13 protein-coding genes, 1 tRNA gene and 1 riboswitch are annotated in these 19,309 nt (G+C 49.4%); of the genes, 7 read left to right on the top strand and 7 right to left on the bottom strand.

All coding sequences use genetic code 11. From position 1 onward, the window contains the following. Positions 1-43: 43 nt before the first annotated feature. From ACO0K4_RS04750 to ACO0K4_RS04735, 4 genes are all read left to right on the top strand, one after another. Complete coding sequence (locus ACO0K4_RS04750; RefSeq protein WP_422955476.1) at positions 44-1,060, top strand: DUF1338 domain-containing protein; 1,017 nt, start codon at positions 44-46, stop codon at positions 1,058-1,060. After that, positions 1,053-2,576 carry an FAD-binding oxidoreductase gene (locus ACO0K4_RS04745; protein ID WP_422955475.1) on the top strand — a complete coding sequence of 508 codons (1,524 nt, stop codon included), beginning with the start codon at positions 1,053-1,055 and terminating at the stop codon, positions 2,574-2,576. Before ACO0K4_RS04750 ends, ACO0K4_RS04745 begins: the two co-directional genes overlap by 8 nt. 399 nt (positions 2,577-2,975) lie before the next feature. Continuing rightward, the gene (locus ACO0K4_RS04740; protein ID WP_422955474.1) at positions 2,976-4,817 is read left to right on the top strand and encodes an ABC transporter substrate-binding protein; all 1,842 of its coding nucleotides are present in this window, start codon (positions 2,976-2,978) and stop codon (positions 4,815-4,817) included. Positions 4,818-5,112: 295 nt separating this feature from the next. Continuing rightward, the gene (locus tag ACO0K4_RS04735; RefSeq protein ID WP_422955473.1) at positions 5,113-5,577 is read left to right on the top strand and encodes a hypothetical protein; all 465 of its coding nucleotides are present in this window, start codon (positions 5,113-5,115) and stop codon (positions 5,575-5,577) included. 322 nt (positions 5,578-5,899) lie between these two features. Here ACO0K4_RS04735 and ACO0K4_RS04730 read toward each other — a convergent pair whose 3' ends face one another. The 3 genes from ACO0K4_RS04730 to ACO0K4_RS04720 all read right to left on the bottom strand — a co-directional run bounded on the left by ACO0K4_RS04730 (position 5,900) and on the right by ACO0K4_RS04720 (position 11,472). Further along, positions 5,900-7,579 (bottom strand): glycoside hydrolase family 10 protein, encoded by a 1,680-nt coding sequence (locus tag ACO0K4_RS04730; RefSeq protein WP_422955472.1) that lies wholly within the window; start codon positions 7,577-7,579, stop codon positions 5,900-5,902. Between the two features lie 86 nt (positions 7,580-7,665). After that, entirely contained in the window at positions 7,666-9,189 is a 1,524-nt protein-coding gene (dacB, locus tag ACO0K4_RS04725) for a D-alanyl-D-alanine carboxypeptidase/D-alanyl-D-alanine endopeptidase (RefSeq protein ID WP_422955471.1), read from the bottom strand. 363 nt (positions 9,190-9,552) lie between these two features. Continuing rightward, positions 9,553-11,472: a PKD domain-containing protein gene (locus ACO0K4_RS04720; RefSeq protein WP_422955470.1), complete on the bottom strand. Its 1,920-nt coding sequence runs from the start codon at positions 11,470-11,472 to the stop codon at positions 9,553-9,555. Between the two features lie 93 nt (positions 11,473-11,565). Continuing rightward, positions 11,566-11,653, bottom strand: a riboswitch (cyclic di-GMP riboswitch). Between the two features lie 382 nt (positions 11,654-12,035). Here ACO0K4_RS04720 and ACO0K4_RS04715 point away from each other — a divergent pair. Beyond that, positions 12,036-14,000: a peptidase U32 family protein gene (locus tag ACO0K4_RS04715; protein WP_422955469.1), complete on the top strand. Its 1,965-nt coding sequence runs from the start codon at positions 12,036-12,038 to the stop codon at positions 13,998-14,000. 89 nt (positions 14,001-14,089) lie between these two features. Beyond that, the gene (locus ACO0K4_RS04710) at positions 14,090-14,395 is read left to right on the top strand and encodes a hypothetical protein (protein WP_422955855.1); all 306 of its coding nucleotides are present in this window, start codon (positions 14,090-14,092) and stop codon (positions 14,393-14,395) included. A gap of 576 nt (positions 14,396-14,971) precedes the next feature. Here the strand turns inward: ACO0K4_RS04710 and ACO0K4_RS04705 are convergent. The 4 genes from ACO0K4_RS04705 to ACO0K4_RS04690 form a co-directional block, all read right to left on the bottom strand. Continuing rightward, positions 14,972-15,679, bottom strand: a complete 708-nt coding sequence (locus tag ACO0K4_RS04705) for a hypothetical protein (protein WP_422955468.1) — start codon at positions 15,677-15,679, stop codon at positions 14,972-14,974. A 94-nt stretch (positions 15,680-15,773) separates the two neighbouring features. After that, complete coding sequence (locus tag ACO0K4_RS04700) at positions 15,774-16,511, bottom strand: hypothetical protein (RefSeq protein WP_422955467.1); 738 nt, start codon at positions 16,509-16,511, stop codon at positions 15,774-15,776. Between the two features lie 116 nt (positions 16,512-16,627). Further along, positions 16,628-16,846, bottom strand: coding sequence for a hypothetical protein (locus tag ACO0K4_RS04695; RefSeq protein WP_422955466.1), 219 nt, complete (start codon positions 16,844-16,846; stop codon positions 16,628-16,630). A gap of 397 nt (positions 16,847-17,243) precedes the next feature. After that, a tRNA-Ser gene (locus ACO0K4_RS04690) sits at positions 17,244-17,334 on the bottom strand. 212 nt (positions 17,335-17,546) lie between these two features. Between ACO0K4_RS04690 and murJ the strand changes: the two genes are divergently transcribed. Next, a complete protein-coding gene (gene murJ / locus ACO0K4_RS04685; protein WP_422955465.1) occupies positions 17,547-19,103 on the top strand; it encodes a murein biosynthesis integral membrane protein MurJ in 1,557 nt (518 codons plus the stop codon). Positions 19,104-19,309: the final 206 nt, after the last annotated feature.

Below are 19,309 nucleotides of genomic sequence, written 5' to 3'. Positions count from 1 at the left end.
GGGTTTGTCGCAAAATGTCTTTACTTCAATTAGTAAAATTAAGATGAAAACCAATATCGATACACTGATTTCCATTTGTGCTGGTGACGCAAAATCTCATGAGTTAATGAATTTATTGCATATATCGCCTAAATTTAGCGCCTGGGAAGAAGGGCGTGTCAGCCGTGCCGAGCTGGCTCAGGCGCTGAATATGATGTTATTTGACGGGATTTTGCAGCGTGTTCCCACGGGCAAGGACTACACCAGCGACGTCATTGCCCGTGGTGGCAAGGTGATGCTCGATCATGGTGCTTTGCGTACGGTGCGCTGGTTTGGGATTGGCGACCTGCCGCCCGGAGAAGCCGCCTTGACTCGCATTCTGAAACCGCTCGGTTATCGTTTGCAGGGTAGGTATCCGCTTGATCGTTTGAGCATGACTGGTCGCTCATATGCGCACAGGGATGATCCGGAAAATATTTCTCAATTTTTTGTCAGTGAGTTGCATCCGGAACGTTTCAGCAGGGAATTTCAAGAAGCGGTCACCCGTGTACTGGGTGACTCGGTTGATCCGCTGACGCCGGGTGCAGTAAGTCTGCTAAATGAACTCGATCGTGACGGCACTCTCAGCATGCAACAAGCGACCGAGCTATTGCCCGTGCTGATCAAGTGTTTTGACCGCCAGCATGGTATCCCTGCCTTGTCCGATTACGATATTCTCAAAAGTGAATCGGCTGAGATGGCCTGGATCGCAACTGAAGGTAATGTGTTCAACCATGCGACTGATCGTGTCGTGGATGTATTCCAGACTGCGGAGGAACAGCGTCAGCTTGGCCGTCCGATCAAGCCTCAGGTTGAAGTTTCTGGATCTGGACGTGTGCGTCAGACCGCATTTAAAGCAGCGACCGTCCTGCGAGAATTTCGCACGGATACCGGTGGTGTGATCATGCGTGAGGTGCCTGGTTCGTTTTACGAATTCATCACACGGGATCAGATGACGGATGTCAATGGAGTTCAGCAGCTGGATCTGAGTTTTGATACGGGGAATGCCCAGGGTATTTTTAAGATGACTGCCAATGCCTGATGATATGTACACCTCCGTTGATCCGGCTGTAAGCAGGACTGAATTTAGTAGCGAATTCATTGCTGAATTGATTGCTGAACTCAGCCGCCTTCTGGGTAATTCCGCAGTGATTAGTGATGTCGCTGACTGCGCCCGTTACGTCACGGGCGCGCGGTATGGTGCAGGACGTGCGCTGGCCGTCGTGCGTCCTGCAAATACTGAGCAGGTCGCACAATTAGCGCAGTTTTGCGCCAGGTATCAGATCAAACTCGTGGTGCAGGGCGCTAACACAGGACTGGTCGCTGCCAGCACACCGGATGCCAGCGGTCATTTTCTCGTACTAAGTACCGAGCGCTTGAATCGCCATATTCAGATCGATGTCATCAACCGGTCTGTGGAAGTCGATGCCGGAGTAACTTTGCATGACCTGAATCAGGCGCTGGAGGTGCACGGACTATGCTTTCCGGTTGATCTCGGTGCGAATCCCAGTATCGGTGGCATGATCGCCGCCAATACCGGTGGCGCGCGCTTGATCAAGTATGGTGATGTGCGGGCTAATCTGCTTGGTCTGGAGGCTGTGTTACTTCACCCTGCCGGTACCGTACTCGATCTGCGTGCCGCCCTGCGAAAAAATAATACCGGTCCCGATCTCAAACAATTACTGGTCGGTACCAGCGGTGCCTATGGCATCATTACCCGTGCTGTCTTGCAAGTGCATCGCCTGCCACAGCAAACCGCTACTGCTCTGGTAGTACCACGCGATCAGGCGGCGGTATTAGAGCTGTTGCAAATACTTGAACAGGAGTGCGGCGAATTTCTCAGCGCCTTTGAAGGTATTTCAGGCCAGGCGATGGCATCCGTATTGCGCCATATTCCTGCAATCACGAATCCGTTTGCGCCTGAAGCCGTGCCTGACTATTGCATTCTGATCGAACTCGACAGCACGATGTCAGCGCATCAATCGGGATTGCATCTTGAGGTCTTGTTGAATCAGATACTCGAAACCCATTTTGGTGAAGTCATCACGAATGCGGTTGTTGGGCGCGGCAAAGATCTCTGGCGGATTCGCCATGCGATCAGTGAATCGTTACGTAGCGAAGGCAAGATCATCGCCTTTGATATCTCCATGCCACGATCATCGCTAGTCGCTTTTCGCCAGCGGGCAATCGAATTGATGGAGACACATTATCCGCAATTACAGATCATGGATTTTGGTCATTGGGCCGATGGCGGCAGTCATTTTAATCTGGTCTGGCCTCACGCCGCGAGCCTCGCTTATGATGCTGCAATCGTCAATACTTTGCGAACTGCGATTTACGATATGGTGGTTCATGAGTATCAGGGCAGCTTCAGCGCAGAGCACGGTGTTGGTCCCTATAATCAGATCTACTATCATCGCTACACATCCGATGCTGCCCAGCAGTTGGCAGGCGACATCCAGAAGATGCTGGATCCCGCGCATTTATTTGGCCTGACCTGGTTTGGTCAAGTAAAAGAGGGACCGAACGCTGAAACTAAAACAGAAATGAAGGCCTGATAAATTATCCAGATTTACGCAAAAACTAAAAACATTCGCCACAGAGACACAGAAAAAATGCAGGGGTAAGCGATCCAACGGAATATCGATATCAACCAAATCCGTAAGCAGAATGCGCCTGCTGGCACGAAATGCCTCTGGAAGCCGCATACAGTATGCGACTTCTATTTATATGTTGATAGGGAATTTGTCGTTTTGTGTAAGTCTTAATTCCTTGTTTTTGCCTCCACAAAGGTAGTCATGTCATCTTGGTGGAAGCGACCCGCTTCAAACTCAGCCAAGTGCAGGCAATTGAAAAATTGCTGAGTGGTGTCAGAGCGTTTAGACTGAGATATCTTAAAGTCACATCGTGTTATTAAACCATGTGACTTTGCGTATTTCTTTTGTCTGGATACTTTCATGCCATGTCGTTTTTCATATTTACTGCAATATCGCTGCGCGCAGATTCTGCCGGTGCTGCTCTTCATTAGTCTGATTGATCTTGCCGGTATGTCGGCAGCGATGGCCTCTGCACCCTTACCTTCTGCCACCGCATCATCACTGAAAACCTTGCGGGTTTTATTGACGAATCCAGAAGCGGCACTCGATCCTGCGGCGGCCTCGGATCTACAGTCCGTCAGCATCAATGAAAATATTTTCGATACGATGCTGGAGTACGACTATCTGGCCAGACCGCTCAGACTAAGACTGAATACACTTGCAGCGATGCCTGAGGTCAGTGATGACGGAAAAAGTTATCTGCTGCGTCTGCAACCTGGGATTTATTTTGCTGATGATCCGGCGTTCAAGGGACAAAAGCGTGAACTGATTGCCCAGGATTATGTGTATAGCATCAAGCGCCTGTACGACCCGGCGCTCAAATCGCCTTGGTTATTTTTGTTCGAGCATAAACTGCTAGGTGACGACAAACTTCTGCGCAGCAAAGATACGATGTCCAAGTTCAATATCGACACCGAGATTGAAGGTTTGCAAGTACTTGACCGCTACACGCTAAGGATAAGACTCGCCGCACCTGATCACCAGTTATTATTTCAGCTAGCGACTCCGGCGACCGCTGCTGTGGCACGTGAAGTCGTCGATACCTATGGCAATCAGGTCGGCAATCATCCCGTGGGCACTGGGCCATTCAGAATGGGAGCATGGCAGCGCAGCTACCGCATTGAATTACTGGCGAATCCCACGTACCGCAAAGTCATTTTTTCTTCAACATCAACAGCACCAGAAGACGTTCAGGTAGCAGCGGCGTTACGAGGTCAGCGTTTGCCGCGTGTCGATCGTATTGAGATCAAAATTGTTGAGGAGCACCAGTCGCGGGTACTCGGTTTTCTCAACAAGGAATTTGATTATCTCGAACAGGTGCCACCACCATTGTCCGACATGGTACTGAACCAGTCGCAACTAAAAACTGAACTGAAACCTGAACTAAGCCAGCGAGGTATTCAATTATCTTTATTCGCACCGCTACAAACTTATTACATGTGGATGAATATGGAAGATCCTGTGATCGGCGGCTATACGCCGGAGAAGATCGCCCTGCGCCGTGCGATTGCGCTGAGTTACAACAGCAAAGAAGATATTGCCGTATCAGAAAAAGGTCTGGCCTTGCCTGCACAATCACCGCTGCCGCCGAACGTACTTGGCTATGACGCGCAGTATCGCAGTCCTGTCAGGCACGACATCCGGCTCGCCAATGCCTTGCTTGATAAGTTCTCTTATCAGCGTGGTGCCGACGGTTACCGGCGTCTGCCGGATGGTCAGCCGCTTTTACTCACGATGCATAATCTGGCCTCCACGACAGGGCGTTTGCGCGATGAAAACTGGCGCAGAAATCTGGAGTCAATCGGAATCCGGATTAACTTCGTTAGCGACAAACATAGCGAAATCATCAAGGCAGCACGACTCGGCAAAGTACAAATGACCGAAGCTAACTGGATCGCCGATTTCCCGGATGGATCAAACTTTTATCAATTGCTGTACGGCCCCAACCGTGGACGGGCAAATTATGCCCGCTTTAATCTGCCTGCTTTTAACCAACTATATGAGCGCTCACTGTCGATGCCAGAATCGCCGGAGAAACAAAAAATGTATCACGACATGGCACAGCTGGTGCACGCTTATGCACCTTGGGTCATACGGATTCACCCTCTGTCCGCCGACATCTGGCAACCCTGGTTAAAAAACTATAAGCGGCATCCGGTAAGCTTCACGAACTGGCGTTATCTCGATGTGGAAGCACATTAACTCAGTCTGTTGGCTCATCTAATCGTGATGCGAGTGTTGATGAAAGAAAAATTACTTGTAAATGAATTTCAGAAGATCAGTATCAATGAGCGCATCATGTTGATGCGTCTTGCGGAGCGTCATAGTGAACGAGCGTTGTGGGATGTCCATCAATCATGCAGGATCTGGTGTGAGATTTTCTGTTGATACAAAAAACGGATACCATCCAGTCTCACCACTGAGATGAAAAATATAATAGAAGAATTTTTATTAAAGATCACATCAATCGTTTGTACTCAAGAGGTTTCGTCGCAATATGAATACAGCTATTTTTTCGCGTAATTTACTCAGACAGATTTGCCTGCTGGCGTGCATCGCTCTCCTGTCCGCATGCATGAGCACGCCAACTACCAGCAGAGTCAATCGCATTCAGATTGTCGCATCCCCAGACGCGAATCAACTGAACGCAACGGCAGTCGACATTGTCTTCGTCTATGATAAAAATGTTGAGGCTCTGATGCCGAAATCCAGCACGCAGTGGTTCGACACCAAGGCAGCGCTGACGGCCGGATTGGCGACAGCAATCCAGGTTGTCTCACTACAAATCCCGCCTGCGACCGATGTGAATGTGACGATGCCAGCGAATCACTCCAAAGCGATTGCGGTTCTCTGCTTTAGTAATTACCTGAGCCGCGAAGGGCAGGTTGTTGGAAATATTACGTCTTTTCGAGATGTGACGATTTTACTGAGGTCGGATAATGTTGTTTACCAGGATCGGTAGATTGTGATTGCTGGATTTTAGAAGACTAAATTTTAGAAAACTAAATGAGAGTTTCTAAAAAGCCTTTAGTCGGTATTTCATGGAAGTGCTTACTCCTGTCTTGTCTCTGTGTCTCTGTGGTGAGCGGTCTTGGTTTTGTGTCAGTCCTATAGATAAGATTTTTCAATGTGAAGGTTTTTAGCAGATCCCGAATTATAATGCGCAGCATTAATGCGGCTCCTGGCGTGAAATACCTTTGAAAGCCGCATGGATATTGCGGATTCTGTTTTCAAAACTCTCTTTTTAATTTCCGTAACCCGGATAAATTGGGGGCATGTGCGTTTTATCGCAGGGTATAAACCGCCCGCTCCCCCTCAACACCAAACCGGCTAACAAGACTCACCACAAGCTGGTCAGCATTGCTTGATTGCCCTTCCTGCTCAAGCGAGATCGTGGTCTGCGTGACCTCCTGAACTGAAAATACCCATGTCGTGCCAAATCGTCGCCAGATCGCGATCTGGTGCGCGTTGTCTGCCGTAGTTATTGCTACCTGAATTTGTTGATCGTTGAGCCTGCTTAATTGCGGAGCCGATGGTGGAGTATTGCTCACCCATGTCATTGCCGGTACTAAGGCGGAGCTGGCATAGGGATGGTCACGCAACTTGTCGCGGATCTTGCCACGATTTTTGAGCAGCGCCGTGATGCTGAAATGCAGGTGACCGGGTTCATTACTATCGCCGGTATTCAGCCTGATTGCCTTGATCTGCTGAAGAATTTCTTCTGCTTGCCACGGCTTGTCGCCGTTATCCACACGATTGGTGTAGAGGCCCGGCCAGATGTGGCGGTGCTGTGGGTTTTGCTGGCGCCAGTAGGTAAGCAGACTTGTGAACGATTGCTGGCTCTGTTGAATTGGCCAGTAAAGTTGCGGTGCCAGATAATCGAGCCAGCCGCGCTCCAGCCATAGCTCTACGTCGGCATAGAGTTTGTCGTATTGACTGAAGCCGCTGATGCCTTGCGGTAGTTTGTCGCGCTTGCCTATGCCAAACGGACTGATGCCGAAGCGTAGCCAGGGTTTTTCCTGGTGGATGTTGTGGTGTATTTGCTCGACGAGTTGGTTGACGTTTTCACGACGCCAGTCGGCTTTGGCGAGTTTGCTGCCAGTGCCGATATTGCCGACATAACTGTGCCAGGAACGTTGATCCGGAAAATCGATTTCTGTTTTCGCCGCATTCTTGACTGGATAAGGATAAAAATAATCGTCGATATGTACGCCGTCAATATCGTAACGATGGACGACGTCTTGAATCACTGCCAGCGTGTGCTGCATCGCTGCAGGCTCGCCGGGATCTATCCACAGCATGTCACCATAGTTTTTGACCAGCTCGGGATGGGTGCGTGAAATATGCTTGTCGGCGAGGCGTGATTTATTGGCGTTGCTCTTTGCGCGATAAGGGTTGAACCAGGCATGCAGCTCCAGTCCGCGTTGATGTGCCTGCGTTATCCAAAATTGCAGAGGGTCATAAAACGGTGTTGGTGCCTTACCTTGTTCGCCTGTCAGGTAATCAGACCAGGGTTCCAACTCCGATGGATAGATGGCGTCGGCACTCGGGCGGACTTGCAGCACAATCGCATTGAGATGCATCGCCTCGGCAGTGTTAAGGATATGGATAATCTCCGCTTGCTGCTGGATGACGCTGAGATTCTTTTGACTTGGCCAGTCCACATTGCCTATTGTTGCGACCCAGGCAGCACGGAACTCCCTCGGTGCTGGCGGCGCGGATAGCTGGGATGCACGATTTTTTGTGTCTTGTGTTGTCGGTATGACGGGTGTAGCTAATATTGTTGCTATTGCCTTTGGCAATACGATATCTGTCGCTGGCTTGGCCTCATTGGGTGATGTTGCCGGTGTTGGCTGGGTCGTCTGATTGCTACAGGCAGATAGCATGCTCAGGCACGCCATCGTCAGGATCTGTATTGCTTTTTTAGTCAAGGGAATACTGCGTTGTTGCGAATGTGAGGTCATGCCAGAACTGCCGTGATGAAACAAAGCTAGGATGCTACTGCATTCCCCGTCAATCAACCAGCGCTGTCTTGCTGGCTGATCCGGGTTTAAGGTGTTGTCGGCGGCGTGAGATTGGTTTGATTGGCTTGATTGATCTGGCTGGTAGCGACCCAGTAGATCAGCTCATCGAGTGCGGGTCTGGCCTTGCCTGCATCGCTGTGATTCACCATGGCGACGACGATCCAGGTTTTATTTTGTACATCGCGTACATAACCGGCGATTGCAGTCGCATCTTGTAGGGTACCAGTTTTGATTCTTGCCCGGCCTTCCAGCGGGGTATCCTTGAGCCGCTTGCGCATGGTTCCGTCTATCGCGACGATTGGCAGACTGGTGGCAAATTCTGCATACCAGTTACTGGTCGTGCCAATTTTTAATAATTGCGCCATTTGCAGCGCGCTGATGCGCTCAGTGCGTGACAATCCAGATCCATTGTCCAGAATCAGATTGTCGGGATTGATGCCGCGTTTTGACAGCCATGATCGGATGCGAGCCTCGGCTGCCTGTGCACTGGTCAGATAATTTTTCGCATCAGAAGACTCTGCGCCGAGACTGAGATAAACGCTGCGTGCCATCGAATTATCAGAGCGCTTGTTGATGGGTTTAATGATATCGGCCAGCGTATCGGATTGCCTCTCGAACAGGACACTGGCGCTGAGGGGTGTTTTACCTTCTTTGGCGTTGCCGCTCCAGATGCCATCCATCTCTTGCCACAACTGGCGTATGAGATGTTCGATATAAAGATTGCGATCAAGGATGTTCAGCGACATGGATAACTTGCAGCGTGGCGGCACATGTCCGCTAAGAGTGATTGTAGTCTGGTGTTTGCTATTAGTCTCGATCACCGGGGGATGCGATTTGCTATCCCATTCGCTGCACGATCTGTCGTCAACATTTAACTCGTTTTTGATCTGTAATCTGGCCATTGGCGGTGTGGTCTGTACTTTGATGCTGCCGCCGTTGGTATCAATATCGAAAGTCAGGATATTGCTATTAACCATCAGTGCATCGGGGATCACGTTGTAGTAAGTATTCGGTGTGTCATCAAACGGCAAGGTACCGAGGTCAGGTCGTACCGGTGAAAAATAGGTGCGGTCAAGCACGATGTCGCCATTGATTTTACGGATGCCTTGATTGCGCAATCCCCGTAACATCAGGCTGATTTTGTCCCAGCTAATATCCGGTGCTCCGCCACCGCGCAGATAGAGGTCACCATTTAAGGTATCTTTTTTTAGTGTGGCGTCACTTAAGAACTGCGTCTTCCAGCGGAAGGTCGGCCCCAGCTCTTCCAAGGCAATGAGTGTGGTGAGCAGCTTCATGGTGGAGGCGGGGTTCATGGGCGTTGTCGCGCCAATCGCGAGTGTCGGCGTGTTGCTCTCGGCCGGTAGTACCATCACGCTGATGGCGCTGCCTGGAATACCTGCCTTCGTCAATGCGGCTTCTACCGAGGGCGGCAAACTAGTCTGGCTAAGTGCTGCCGATGCCGACAGGCTCAATACACTCATCAAACACATCGAGACCAGTGACCTGCTTTTCCCTTGCAAACTTGGTGCCGATAAAACCGATGCGAACATGCTGTGACTCCGTGATGTACAAACACGGACATTGTAGTGCAAACATGCGGCGCAGATTGCTGTCTCGCCTGCTTATCTGACAGAGATGGTGAGCTGTTTCATGCTCAAAAAAATGCCAGATCATCAGACCTGGCGCAATGGAGAGTTCGTTTAACCCGGATTTTTCATTAGGACAACGGCAGACAGTTCGCCAGGTGCGCACTTGTCGTTATAGCGCTCCCACTCACATCGCGATGGTGTGATTCCCTTAACAGTCGCATGCTATCTGCATTTCCACGAAGTGATCGCGGCCTAATGGAAAATCTGGGTTTAAGTCGTATGCTCACCAAAGCGCTATTGACGCTTTGGTGATTCATTACCGGATTAACTGACCGTGATCTTGATGCTCTTGGAGTTGGTTTTTCCATTCGCATCGATAATTTTCAGTACAGCTTCGTAGGTGCCTGCTTTGGTGTAAGTATGTCTGGTCATTGCGTTGACGACATTAGGTGTGCTGGTGACTGCGGCAGAGCCGTCACCAAAACTCCAGGTATAAGACCAGATTTTTAAAGTTGTTGTTTCCGTCTTGCTCGCATCAAAGCTGACCGTGAACGGACCCTTGCCCTCTGTTGCGGAGGTGGTCAGGACGATAGCCGCTGGTGCCGCAATCGCCATCGGCACTGTGCCAGTGATGCTGTATTGACCGAGGCTGCCATAGTTGCTGTAACCTGTTTGCAGAGGAGAACCTTTACCAGCACCGGTCACGCTCAGATAGTAAGTGCCGGACGTTGTGAGTGTGGCGGTAAGCGTCGTTGCCAGCGTGGCAGCGTCGTTTGAGGTGGCGAGAACTTTGCCCGTCGCATCGAGTAATTGCAGTGAGATATCGAGATTACCACCGAGAGCGGCTGTTGCAGCTTTCAATGTAATTGCACCCGCACCTGCATTAAAGCTGAACATGTCTACATCGCCGGGAACTTCAATAATGCCGCTGGCGCTGACATTGTTAAAGCCGTTCGCTACGGTGCTACTCATCGCATCGGCAGATGCAATCGTACCGCCATGATCATCGACGCGGGGACTCAGACCTTGTTTGAGCATGATGGCATAGGCATCTTGCTTGTTATTAGCACCGGTAAATTCACCCTTGGCCCATTGGGTCAGATTCTTATAATAGCCGACGCCCATGATCGGAGCCCAGCCTGTTTCGCCATCGCCCTGACCTGCATAGTATTCGGTCGAGGTGCTACCTTGATGCAGCAGGCCCAGAGTGTGACCAAGCTCGTGTGAGACGCATTCGGCGATGGGTTTTTCGCTATTCGCCAGGTTATTCGGGAAGCAAAAAGCCGGTGAGGCATTTGGATTGTAGGTACTGAAAGCGTTGACATACGCATAGCCGCCCGCGGTGTTGGTTTGCGGCGTAATCAGAATCATCACACCGATTTTTCCGGTGACGACACTTGGTGCTTCTGTTGTGATATCGACGTCGAAAGGCGCATAGTCTTCAGCAACACGTAGCCAGACTTTTTGTATCAGGAGTCGCTCAGCATCACTGAATGTCGCTGGCGCTTTATCCAGATCAAAAGCAGGATTTTTGCCAAAGCCGGTAAAGTTCAGATACAGGAGTCTGGTCGAATTTGTTTTGGTGTGCAGTTTAAATGTTTGATCCAGAGGGAAGGGCGAGGTGCTCGCTGCCACGGTTGTTGTAGTCGCTGTCGTGGTCGCGTTCATCACATCACCGGCAGCAGTAACGCCGCTATCGATGTGTAATAAACGTCCTTTTTTATCGATATGCACAGTGCTATCGGATAACAATAATTGTTTAAGACCATCTGAACTCATGCCATACCACTGTGCGACCGCATCGAGATTGCTGGCCAGTAAAGTGATGGCACGCTGCCCGGAAGAGAGTTCGTCGAGGTTGATTCGCGCGAACGGCGAATTCTCGGTTGATCCTTCGGCGCTGGAGGGCACGAAGTCATTCGGCATGTCAATCTGCGCGGTCACTGCATTGTTTGCTAATACCGTATTCACACCCTGATTGATCGCCGGAATTTTTTCGGCAGGTTGCGCCGTTGCCTGGGCTAATTGCAGAGGATTGCTGCCCCACGCTGTTGCTGTAGTCGAGGCCGTTGCCAGATGCGTTGAATGTGCTGAATGCGTTGAGCTAGTTGCGCTGGCCAGAGGAGTCTTGTCGTCGGTACTCAGGCTGACACTGGCATAGGCGCCAAGTCCTCCGAGACCGACAATGACAGCAAGCGCTAAAATTTTGCGCGAAGCAGACATGCCATTTGTGGAGTTTTTCATTTTGATCCCTTTGTTAAGTGTTTAAACAAAGGGCATACGCTGACAATAAAGTGATGTTATGGATAACTGTTGCATCGATGAACAGATCACTTTGTTGGCGACCCCGCTACCATGATCTGTGACAGACCTTAGGCCGGAAGTTTTGCGTCCTTACTTTTCAATAAGTTTGCCCTAGACTTCACTCTAGCGGTTTGGTGATTTGTGTCAATCCGATTTCACGATTTTTTTCAATTTTTTTATGAACTAAGTGACTGATATATAAGAGAAAAAGCCAATTTGATAAGTAAAAAGATGAATTTGATAACGGATGGTGAGAACTGTGCTAACTTCAACGGCATGATTGTTTGTAGAAAACCCTCTGTCTGGATAGTGGACAGGCGGTCTTTGCTGGCGCTCTCATATTTATGTCAGGTTTATAAGCCCTTGTCAGACCTCCTGCAGGCTTTATGGAGCCTGCACAGGTCTGCTACAGGCCTGGTCATACCTTTATCAAGTGCGTCTAGCAACAGACATCACACCCCTATTTCGCTATAATTTCGCCTCACCTCTACCGAATCATTTTTATGACACTTCTTGCGCATCAACTGGAACTCCTCGCTCCCGCCAAAACTATTGAGATTGGACGTGAGGCGATCTTGCATGGCGCAGATGCGGTATACATTGGCGGTCCGTCTTTTGGTGCCCGCCATAATGCGAGTAATGAGATTGGTGAGATCGCGCAACTGGTGGAATATGCCCATCGTTTTCATGCACGGATTTTTGTGACGATGAACACGATTTTGCATGACTCAGAACTAGAGCCTGCACGTAAATTAATCCATCAGTTGTACGACATTGGTGTGGATGCCCTGATCGTACAAGACATGGCGATGCTCGAACTGGATTTGCCGCCGATTCAATTACATGCGAGTACGCAATGTGATATCCGTAGTGTTGCCAAGGCAAAATTTCTCGGCGATTCGGGCTTCTCTCAATTGGTATTAGCGCGTGAATTGACGATAGAACAGATTAAAGCCATCAAGGCAGAAGTCGATACGCCGCTTGAGTATTTTGTTCATGGCGCCTTATGCGTTGCGTACTCGGGACAGTGCTATATCTCGCATGCCCACAATGGGCGCAGTGCAAACCGTGGCGATTGCTCTCAAGCCTGCCGCTTGCCTTATACCTTGACGGACGGTGAAGGCAGGGTTGTCGCCTACGACAAACATTTGCTGTCGATGAAAGACAATGATCAGAGCAGTAACCTCGAAGCCTTGATTGATGCGGGTATTCGCTCTCTCAAAATCGAAGGCCGTTATAAAGACATGGGCTATGTCAAAAATATCACGGCACATTATCGTTTGCTACTAGACGAAATAATGTCGCGTCGCACCGAATTCTCACGCGCCTCCAGCGGACATAGCCAGATCGCTTTTACACCGAATGTCGATAAAACATTTCATCGCGGTCACACAGATTATTTTGCCAACGGCAGGCTCGATAATATCGGTGCTTTTGATTCACCCAAGTATGTCGGTCTGCATCTCGGTTATGTCACCCAGATGGGCCCGACCTGGTTCGATCTGGATGCGAGTGATCCTCTGGCGAACGGTGATGGATTGAATTACATGCACAAGCGTGAGGTCGCTGGCATACAAGCAAACACGGTAGAAAAAATTGGCACTACCTGGCGCGTGCATCCTAACGAGGCAATGGCTGATTTACTCGGTTTAAAAGTAGGTGTGGCGATTAACCGCAATCGTGACCATCACTGGGAATCTGCACTAACTAAAAAATCCGCCGACCGTAAACTTGGCCTGTGGATGACTTTACAAGATCACGAACGCGGCCTCAGTCTGTCTTTATTCGATGCTGATGGCGTGAGTAGTACCGCACATGTTGAACTCACACTCGAGTCAGCACAGCAAGCCGATAAGGCAGAAGCTGCGCTGCGCGATAATCTCGGCAAACTTGGCAACACCATGTTTTATGCAGAAGCAATTGAACTGCAACTGCGTGAGCCCTGGTTTGTACCAAGCTCCGTCATTAACGCCTTGCGCCGCGATGCGGTAACTCAGCACGAGATTGCCCGTCTGGCGAGCTGGCAGCGATCACTGCGTAAAGCCGCGGCAGAACCACCAGCACAATATCCCGAAGCCTCGCTGTCTTACCTGGCCAATGTTTACAACCACAAGGCCAGAGCATTCTACGAGAAGCACGGTGTCAAGCTCATTGAGGCCGCTTACGAATCACATGAGGAAGCAGGCGAAGTCTCTCTAATGATTACCAAACACTGCCTGCGCTTCTCATTTAATCTTTGTCCTAAACAAGCCAAAGGTGTACAGGGAGTGCAAGGCCAGGTCAAAGCAGAGCCAATGACGCTCATGAACGGCAATGAAAAACTGACGCTCAGGTTTGACTGCAAACCATGCGAAATGCATGTGGTCGGCAAGATGAAGAAAAATATATTGCAGTCAGCGCCGCCATCGAGTGTGTCCTATAGTCCCTTGGTATTTCATAAGAGCAGACCAGCGACGCAGCCCGGTTAATTATTCAGGTTCGGTGTCATTTTTTTAGTGGTTTCACTCAGGATAAACATCGCACTATAATGAAGGCATGCCACAGCGAGGATGCCATGATGCCGATTACGCCTGAGCAATTGCAAGAACTCATACTTGAAGTCGAGCGGGAAGATCCCATCGACTTTGCCGACCTCCCCATAGAAGAGCATGTACTGCGCGCACTCGTCGCTGATCATTTATGTGACATGGCGCAGAGTCTGGAGAGTTTTAGCGAGCAAGATCGTCACCTGACTCTGCTCGCAGTCTCTGCCAAACTGGTACTGGAAAATCTGGTACTCCACATCCAGTTATTACGCCAGCATAACGTGCCGCTCAGCAGCAGTGCCGACGCGCTATTACAGCGATTGCGCAACCAGAAATGATCATCCTTGCTCGTCGCTGTTGATCACTGCCAGCGGATTTCGCCTCGTCCTTCCATGTTTGTAGCGACGCTCAGGCAAGTCCGTACTCAAGATCAATTCCGATGTAATTGGGCCTGCGATATCTACTGCCACCGATATTGCGCATCCCCAGACATCTACCGAAGATGTCTGATCTGCGGTACATACATCACAGGCTAGCGCGCAGCCCGAAGAGCCGTCCGTGTGTCTCTGAAGATTATTTATCGTGATGGGAAATGATGCTGTAACGAAGCCATCGGCAGGGCAGGTGGAGAAAATCTTTGTACGTAGTTGTTTAGCCAGAGTAATGGACGAAACTAAACTAACAGAGCAAATGTGTGGCAGTGACGCAAAAATTTTAGAGCGCGCTGCCTCTATTTTGTCTCATGCCGATAGTGAAAATAACGAACGAGTGTATAGGCGAAAGCCGGAATTAATTGAGCCCTTACCTTGAGTATGCTTTTTTTGTAAAAGACAGAAAAAGACCGAAAGGGAATGGTCAAGATTTGAAAGTTTGATGTTTTAACGTTTGAGTTGGGCCTTGCCTTGAAGTAGGAGCTAGGTGTCGGTACTGGCACGCTTGAGCTTGGTTGTTATGTACACGATGGCAGAGCCCGAGAACTCAAGAAAGAACTCTGCCTCTTCTTTTCCCAGTTGCGAGTCGTTTGTTCCTCCATGGCGGACGAAATCCTTGTTGCTCGCGAAACCATAGGCCTGACTTATAAGGCGTTCAATGTCTTCATCGAGTCCGGCCCGCTTGATCAATTTCCCTAAGGTGCCATTCGGTTCCTTCAGCAAGATCATGAGGCAACTCTCAACAGAGCTGATTGACTCCTTCACTGAATTCTCAAAGTCTGGTGCGGCTGCAACGATAAAATTTTTGGCCTTGAGCCACTGAACTCGAACCAGCGAAAGTTCATCGCTCAGGGCGTCATTCGCTTTTGCCCAGTTCTTTGGAGTCGGTTTGTGCGCTTGAATTCGCTTCAGGTCCAAAAGGATATCTGAGTACAGCTCCTCGACATACGTGCGCCTGCTAGCGTACGTTTTCATCTCTTGAAGCTTGCAGAATGCCGAGAACACTTCTAATGACCTATGCGGGTTTGGGTGAGCGTATTTTGACGCTTCAAGTCCGATCTGAACCCAGGCAAAGAGCTCGCGGTACTCGGCTGGCTGTTCCTTGGTTCGGCCATCGGCGACGAATGCAATCATCAGCGACTGCAGTTGCAGTATCTGTGCTCCGAGTTCAAGGGCTTGCTGAGTGTTCACGGTGCTTGTTTCCGACGTCTAACGTCTGAATTAACCGGACTGTGCGGCTTTTCGCGCATGCCTCGTTTGAATGATGGGTTAGAAGCCGAGTTGCTCACAGAAACGGGGGGCGACGCTTCCTGATTTTTACGCCTCTACGCACTCGCAACGTTGTGAAGAGGAGAGCAACATACACTAGGACTAACGCAGTCAGCTTCCAGGGTGACGATGTGAACTCTCTAAAGGCTTCGAGAATTCCAGGCTTTGCGAGCCGTGTCGCCTCAGAGAGCTCCTTGGCGTGGGATTCTTCCAACCGCTTCAAGGTGCTTATTGCCTCGGAAGACTTTCCGTCCTGAATCTTCTTTGCAATTTCGTTCAGCAAATCTGCGTTTGTTGTTCCTGCTGGAAACGCGCTGAAGCTACGTGAGGTAAGGTCTGAATAGAACGCATCAAACAATGGCTTGATGTCTTCCTTTCGATCGACCGAAAGATGATGGCTGCTTGCAATGTTGAACTCAGCCTGCTCAACGACCTCCGACACGGATATCGGTATGGAAATTGTCTCGTCTCGCCTACGTTGATCGATTAAGCGAGCCAGTCTAGTTGTCTCAAGCTTCTTGCCGTTAAGTACATGCTCTTCAACTATGGCAACCGCAGTTTGCTTTACGGACCGGGCTCGCTCCAACTCTGCTGCTGCTGCCTCCTTTTGTGTGGCAAACAGCTGATACCAAGCAACTATGACAGTGGCAACGATGCCGATCACGGTCGTAAATAGATAGCCGAACCAATCTCGCACCTGTTTTGGAGAGGGTGTCGTTGTTGGTTCGTATGAGGGTGATAGAGTCGGTTCCATTGGTTGGTAGTTGCTCCTAGGTGTCTCGTTTCTAGCTGTATGCGGCATCAACTCCGTATCTGATGCTAATTATTTAGTCAAAACAGCAGAAGTGGTCTATCAATAGTTAGAGAACTCTACTTTTGAAAATAGTAAAGCTTAGTTCCATCTAAAAGTGCAATAGAATTGTTCTTGTAGTAACCAATAAGTTTGCAAGGCATTTCTAGTGTGTAAACTTCTTCACCATCAACTTTTAAATCCACTTTTGGGGACGTATAGAAAAGTTGTCCATCGAAGTGTCCTATGTGCTTGTTTTCAGCATTGTAAACTTGTAGATGAGGCTCTTTGATAGACATATAAATTCCTATGATTGGTTGAAGAAGAAATAAAGATAACCTGATTTAATTTTCATTTTGCAAAATTAACGGGCAACTGAAAAAAGGGTTATCGGTTTCTTTCCCCTTGAAACCCTTATGCTTCCTAATTCAAATCGGTTATACCTCAAAAATACTGGTGATAAGCAAATTGTGAAAAAGTGCATAAAATAGCGATATAATTTTATCAGCAAAATTAACAGAATTGCCATTTTTTCGACCAGTAGCTTACGCACTAAAGTTGTGGCTCGAAAAAATTGACTGTACTGAGATGAGATCGAAATTGTCCCGTGCATTAACGGGAAATTGATTTTGAATAGCGGAGTAGATTTGAATAGCGCAAAAAATAAGGCCCTCACGAGGAGGGCCTTATAAATTCTGGCGGAGAAAGGGGGATTCGAACCCCCGGTAGGCTATGAACCTACGCACGCTTTCCAGGCGTGTGACTTAAACCACTCATCCATCTCTCCAGTTTCGCAGTGCTGCTCATTTGCGAAGCTCGCAATTATAGCAGATAAAGATTTCACGGCAAATATTTTATTCCCGCACACGATTTTCCCTTGGTTTTTGGTCTGTTCTGGTGTTGCTGGTTGCTCGTGTTAATTTGACTGCTGCCGGTGTCTGCGGCACGGCTTATTTTCTGGTGGGTTGCTAGCGCGTGCAAACGTTATAATGCCGCTCCATGAACCTACTCAAAACGCTCGCCACGATCAGTGGCATGACGATGTTGTCACGTATTACGGGGCTAGTCCGTGATGTGCTGATCAATAATTACTTTGGTGCGACGGCGCTGACGGATGCGTATAACGCGGCTTTCCGGATTCCGAATTTCTTTCGCCGCTTATTTGCTGAGGGGGCTTTTTCTCAGGCTTTCGTTCCTATTCTGGCTGAATATAAAAATCAAAAAGGCGATGTCGTCACCAAAGAGCTGATCGATCATGTGGCTACGGTGCTGGCGTGGACGCTGCTGGCGACTTGTATATTGGGTGTGGTCGGTGCGCCGGTGCTGGTGTATTTGTTCTCGTCGGGTTTTGCCCAAAATCCGGATAAGTTCGAGGCGACCGTGGTGATGACGCGGATTATGTTTCCGTACATTGGTTTTATGTCGCTGGTGGCTTTGTCTAGCGGGATTTTGAACACCTGGCGCGAATTTAAAATTCCTGCTTTTACGCCGGTTTTATTGAATCTGTCTTTTATTGCGGCGTCGATTTTTTTAGCGCCGCATCTTGAGCAGCCTGTCTATGCATTGGCGATTGCGGTATTTGTCGGCGGTGTGTTGCAGGTGGTGATTCAAGTTCCGGCTTTGATGAAGCTGGGTGTATTGCCGCGCTTCCGGATGAATCCTTTTTTTGCGTTGCGCGATCCTGGTGTGAAGCGGGCTTTGCGTCAGATGGGGCCGGCTGTTCTGGCGGTGTCTGCGACGCAAATCAGTATCCTGATTAATTCAACCTGGGCGTCCTATTTGCCGGACGGTAGTATTTCGTGGCTGGCGTCCGCTGATCGTTTGATGGAATTTCCTAGTGCTTTGCTGGGCGTGGCTTTGGGGACGATTTTGTTGCCCAGTTTATCCAAGGCGAACTTTGAGTCGGATACGAAAGAATATTCATCGCTGCTTGACTGGGGTTTGCGTCTGACCTGTCTGCTGGCGATGCCCGCAGCGGTCGCACTGGGTACCTTGCCTGATGCGCTGACGGCGACGTTGTTCCATAACGGTAAATTCGGTGCAGATGCTGTGCATATGACGTCGCAGGCCGTGAGTGCGTATGGTGTTGGTCTGATGGGATTGATTCTGGTTAAAATTCTCGCTCCGGGTTTTTATGCCAAACAGGATATACGGACGCCGGTGAAAATCGCGATTGGCGTGTTGGTCTGCACGCAGTTGATGAATCTGCTGTTTTTAGGCGGCTTAAAAATGGGGCATGTCGGCTTGGCGTTGTCTGTTGGCCTGGGCGCTTGTATCAATGCGGCGTTTTTGTATGCAGGACTGAGAAAGCGTGGCATCTACACACCAGAATCTGGCTGGATGGGGTTTTTGCTTAAATTGCTGGTTGCCTTGCTTTTGATGGGCGGCGTCGCGTTTTTCTTGTCTGCTCAAGTTGACTGGATAGGATTGAAGCCGCATAAACTCACGAGGGTTGCGATCTTGGGCGGTGTGATTGTGGCTTGTATGCTGACGTATTTTTCTGCCTTGTTTGCGATGGGATTCCGCTTAAAGGATTTTCGTAAAGCGGTTAAGTAATACATATTGGTGAAGTACCTGGAGGGCAAACCGCATAGCGGGTGCGCCTTCCAGACCAATAATAGCTGGAAAGCCGCATTGTGATTGCGCAATTAGGTTGGAGGTCTTTAAAAACCTCCGCACTAAAAAATCCCATCAATAGGACTGACGCAAAAGCCGAGATCTCTCACTAGAGAGACACAGAGACACCGAGGCACAGAGAAAAG

It is taken from the genome of Undibacterium sp. RuTC16W, assembly GCF_049339445.1.
Taxonomy (GTDB): Bacteria; Pseudomonadota; Gammaproteobacteria; order Burkholderiales; family Burkholderiaceae_D; genus Undibacterium.
The sequence above is the reverse complement of the archived record's forward strand: the minus strand, read 5'-3'. Positions and strand labels throughout refer to the sequence as shown.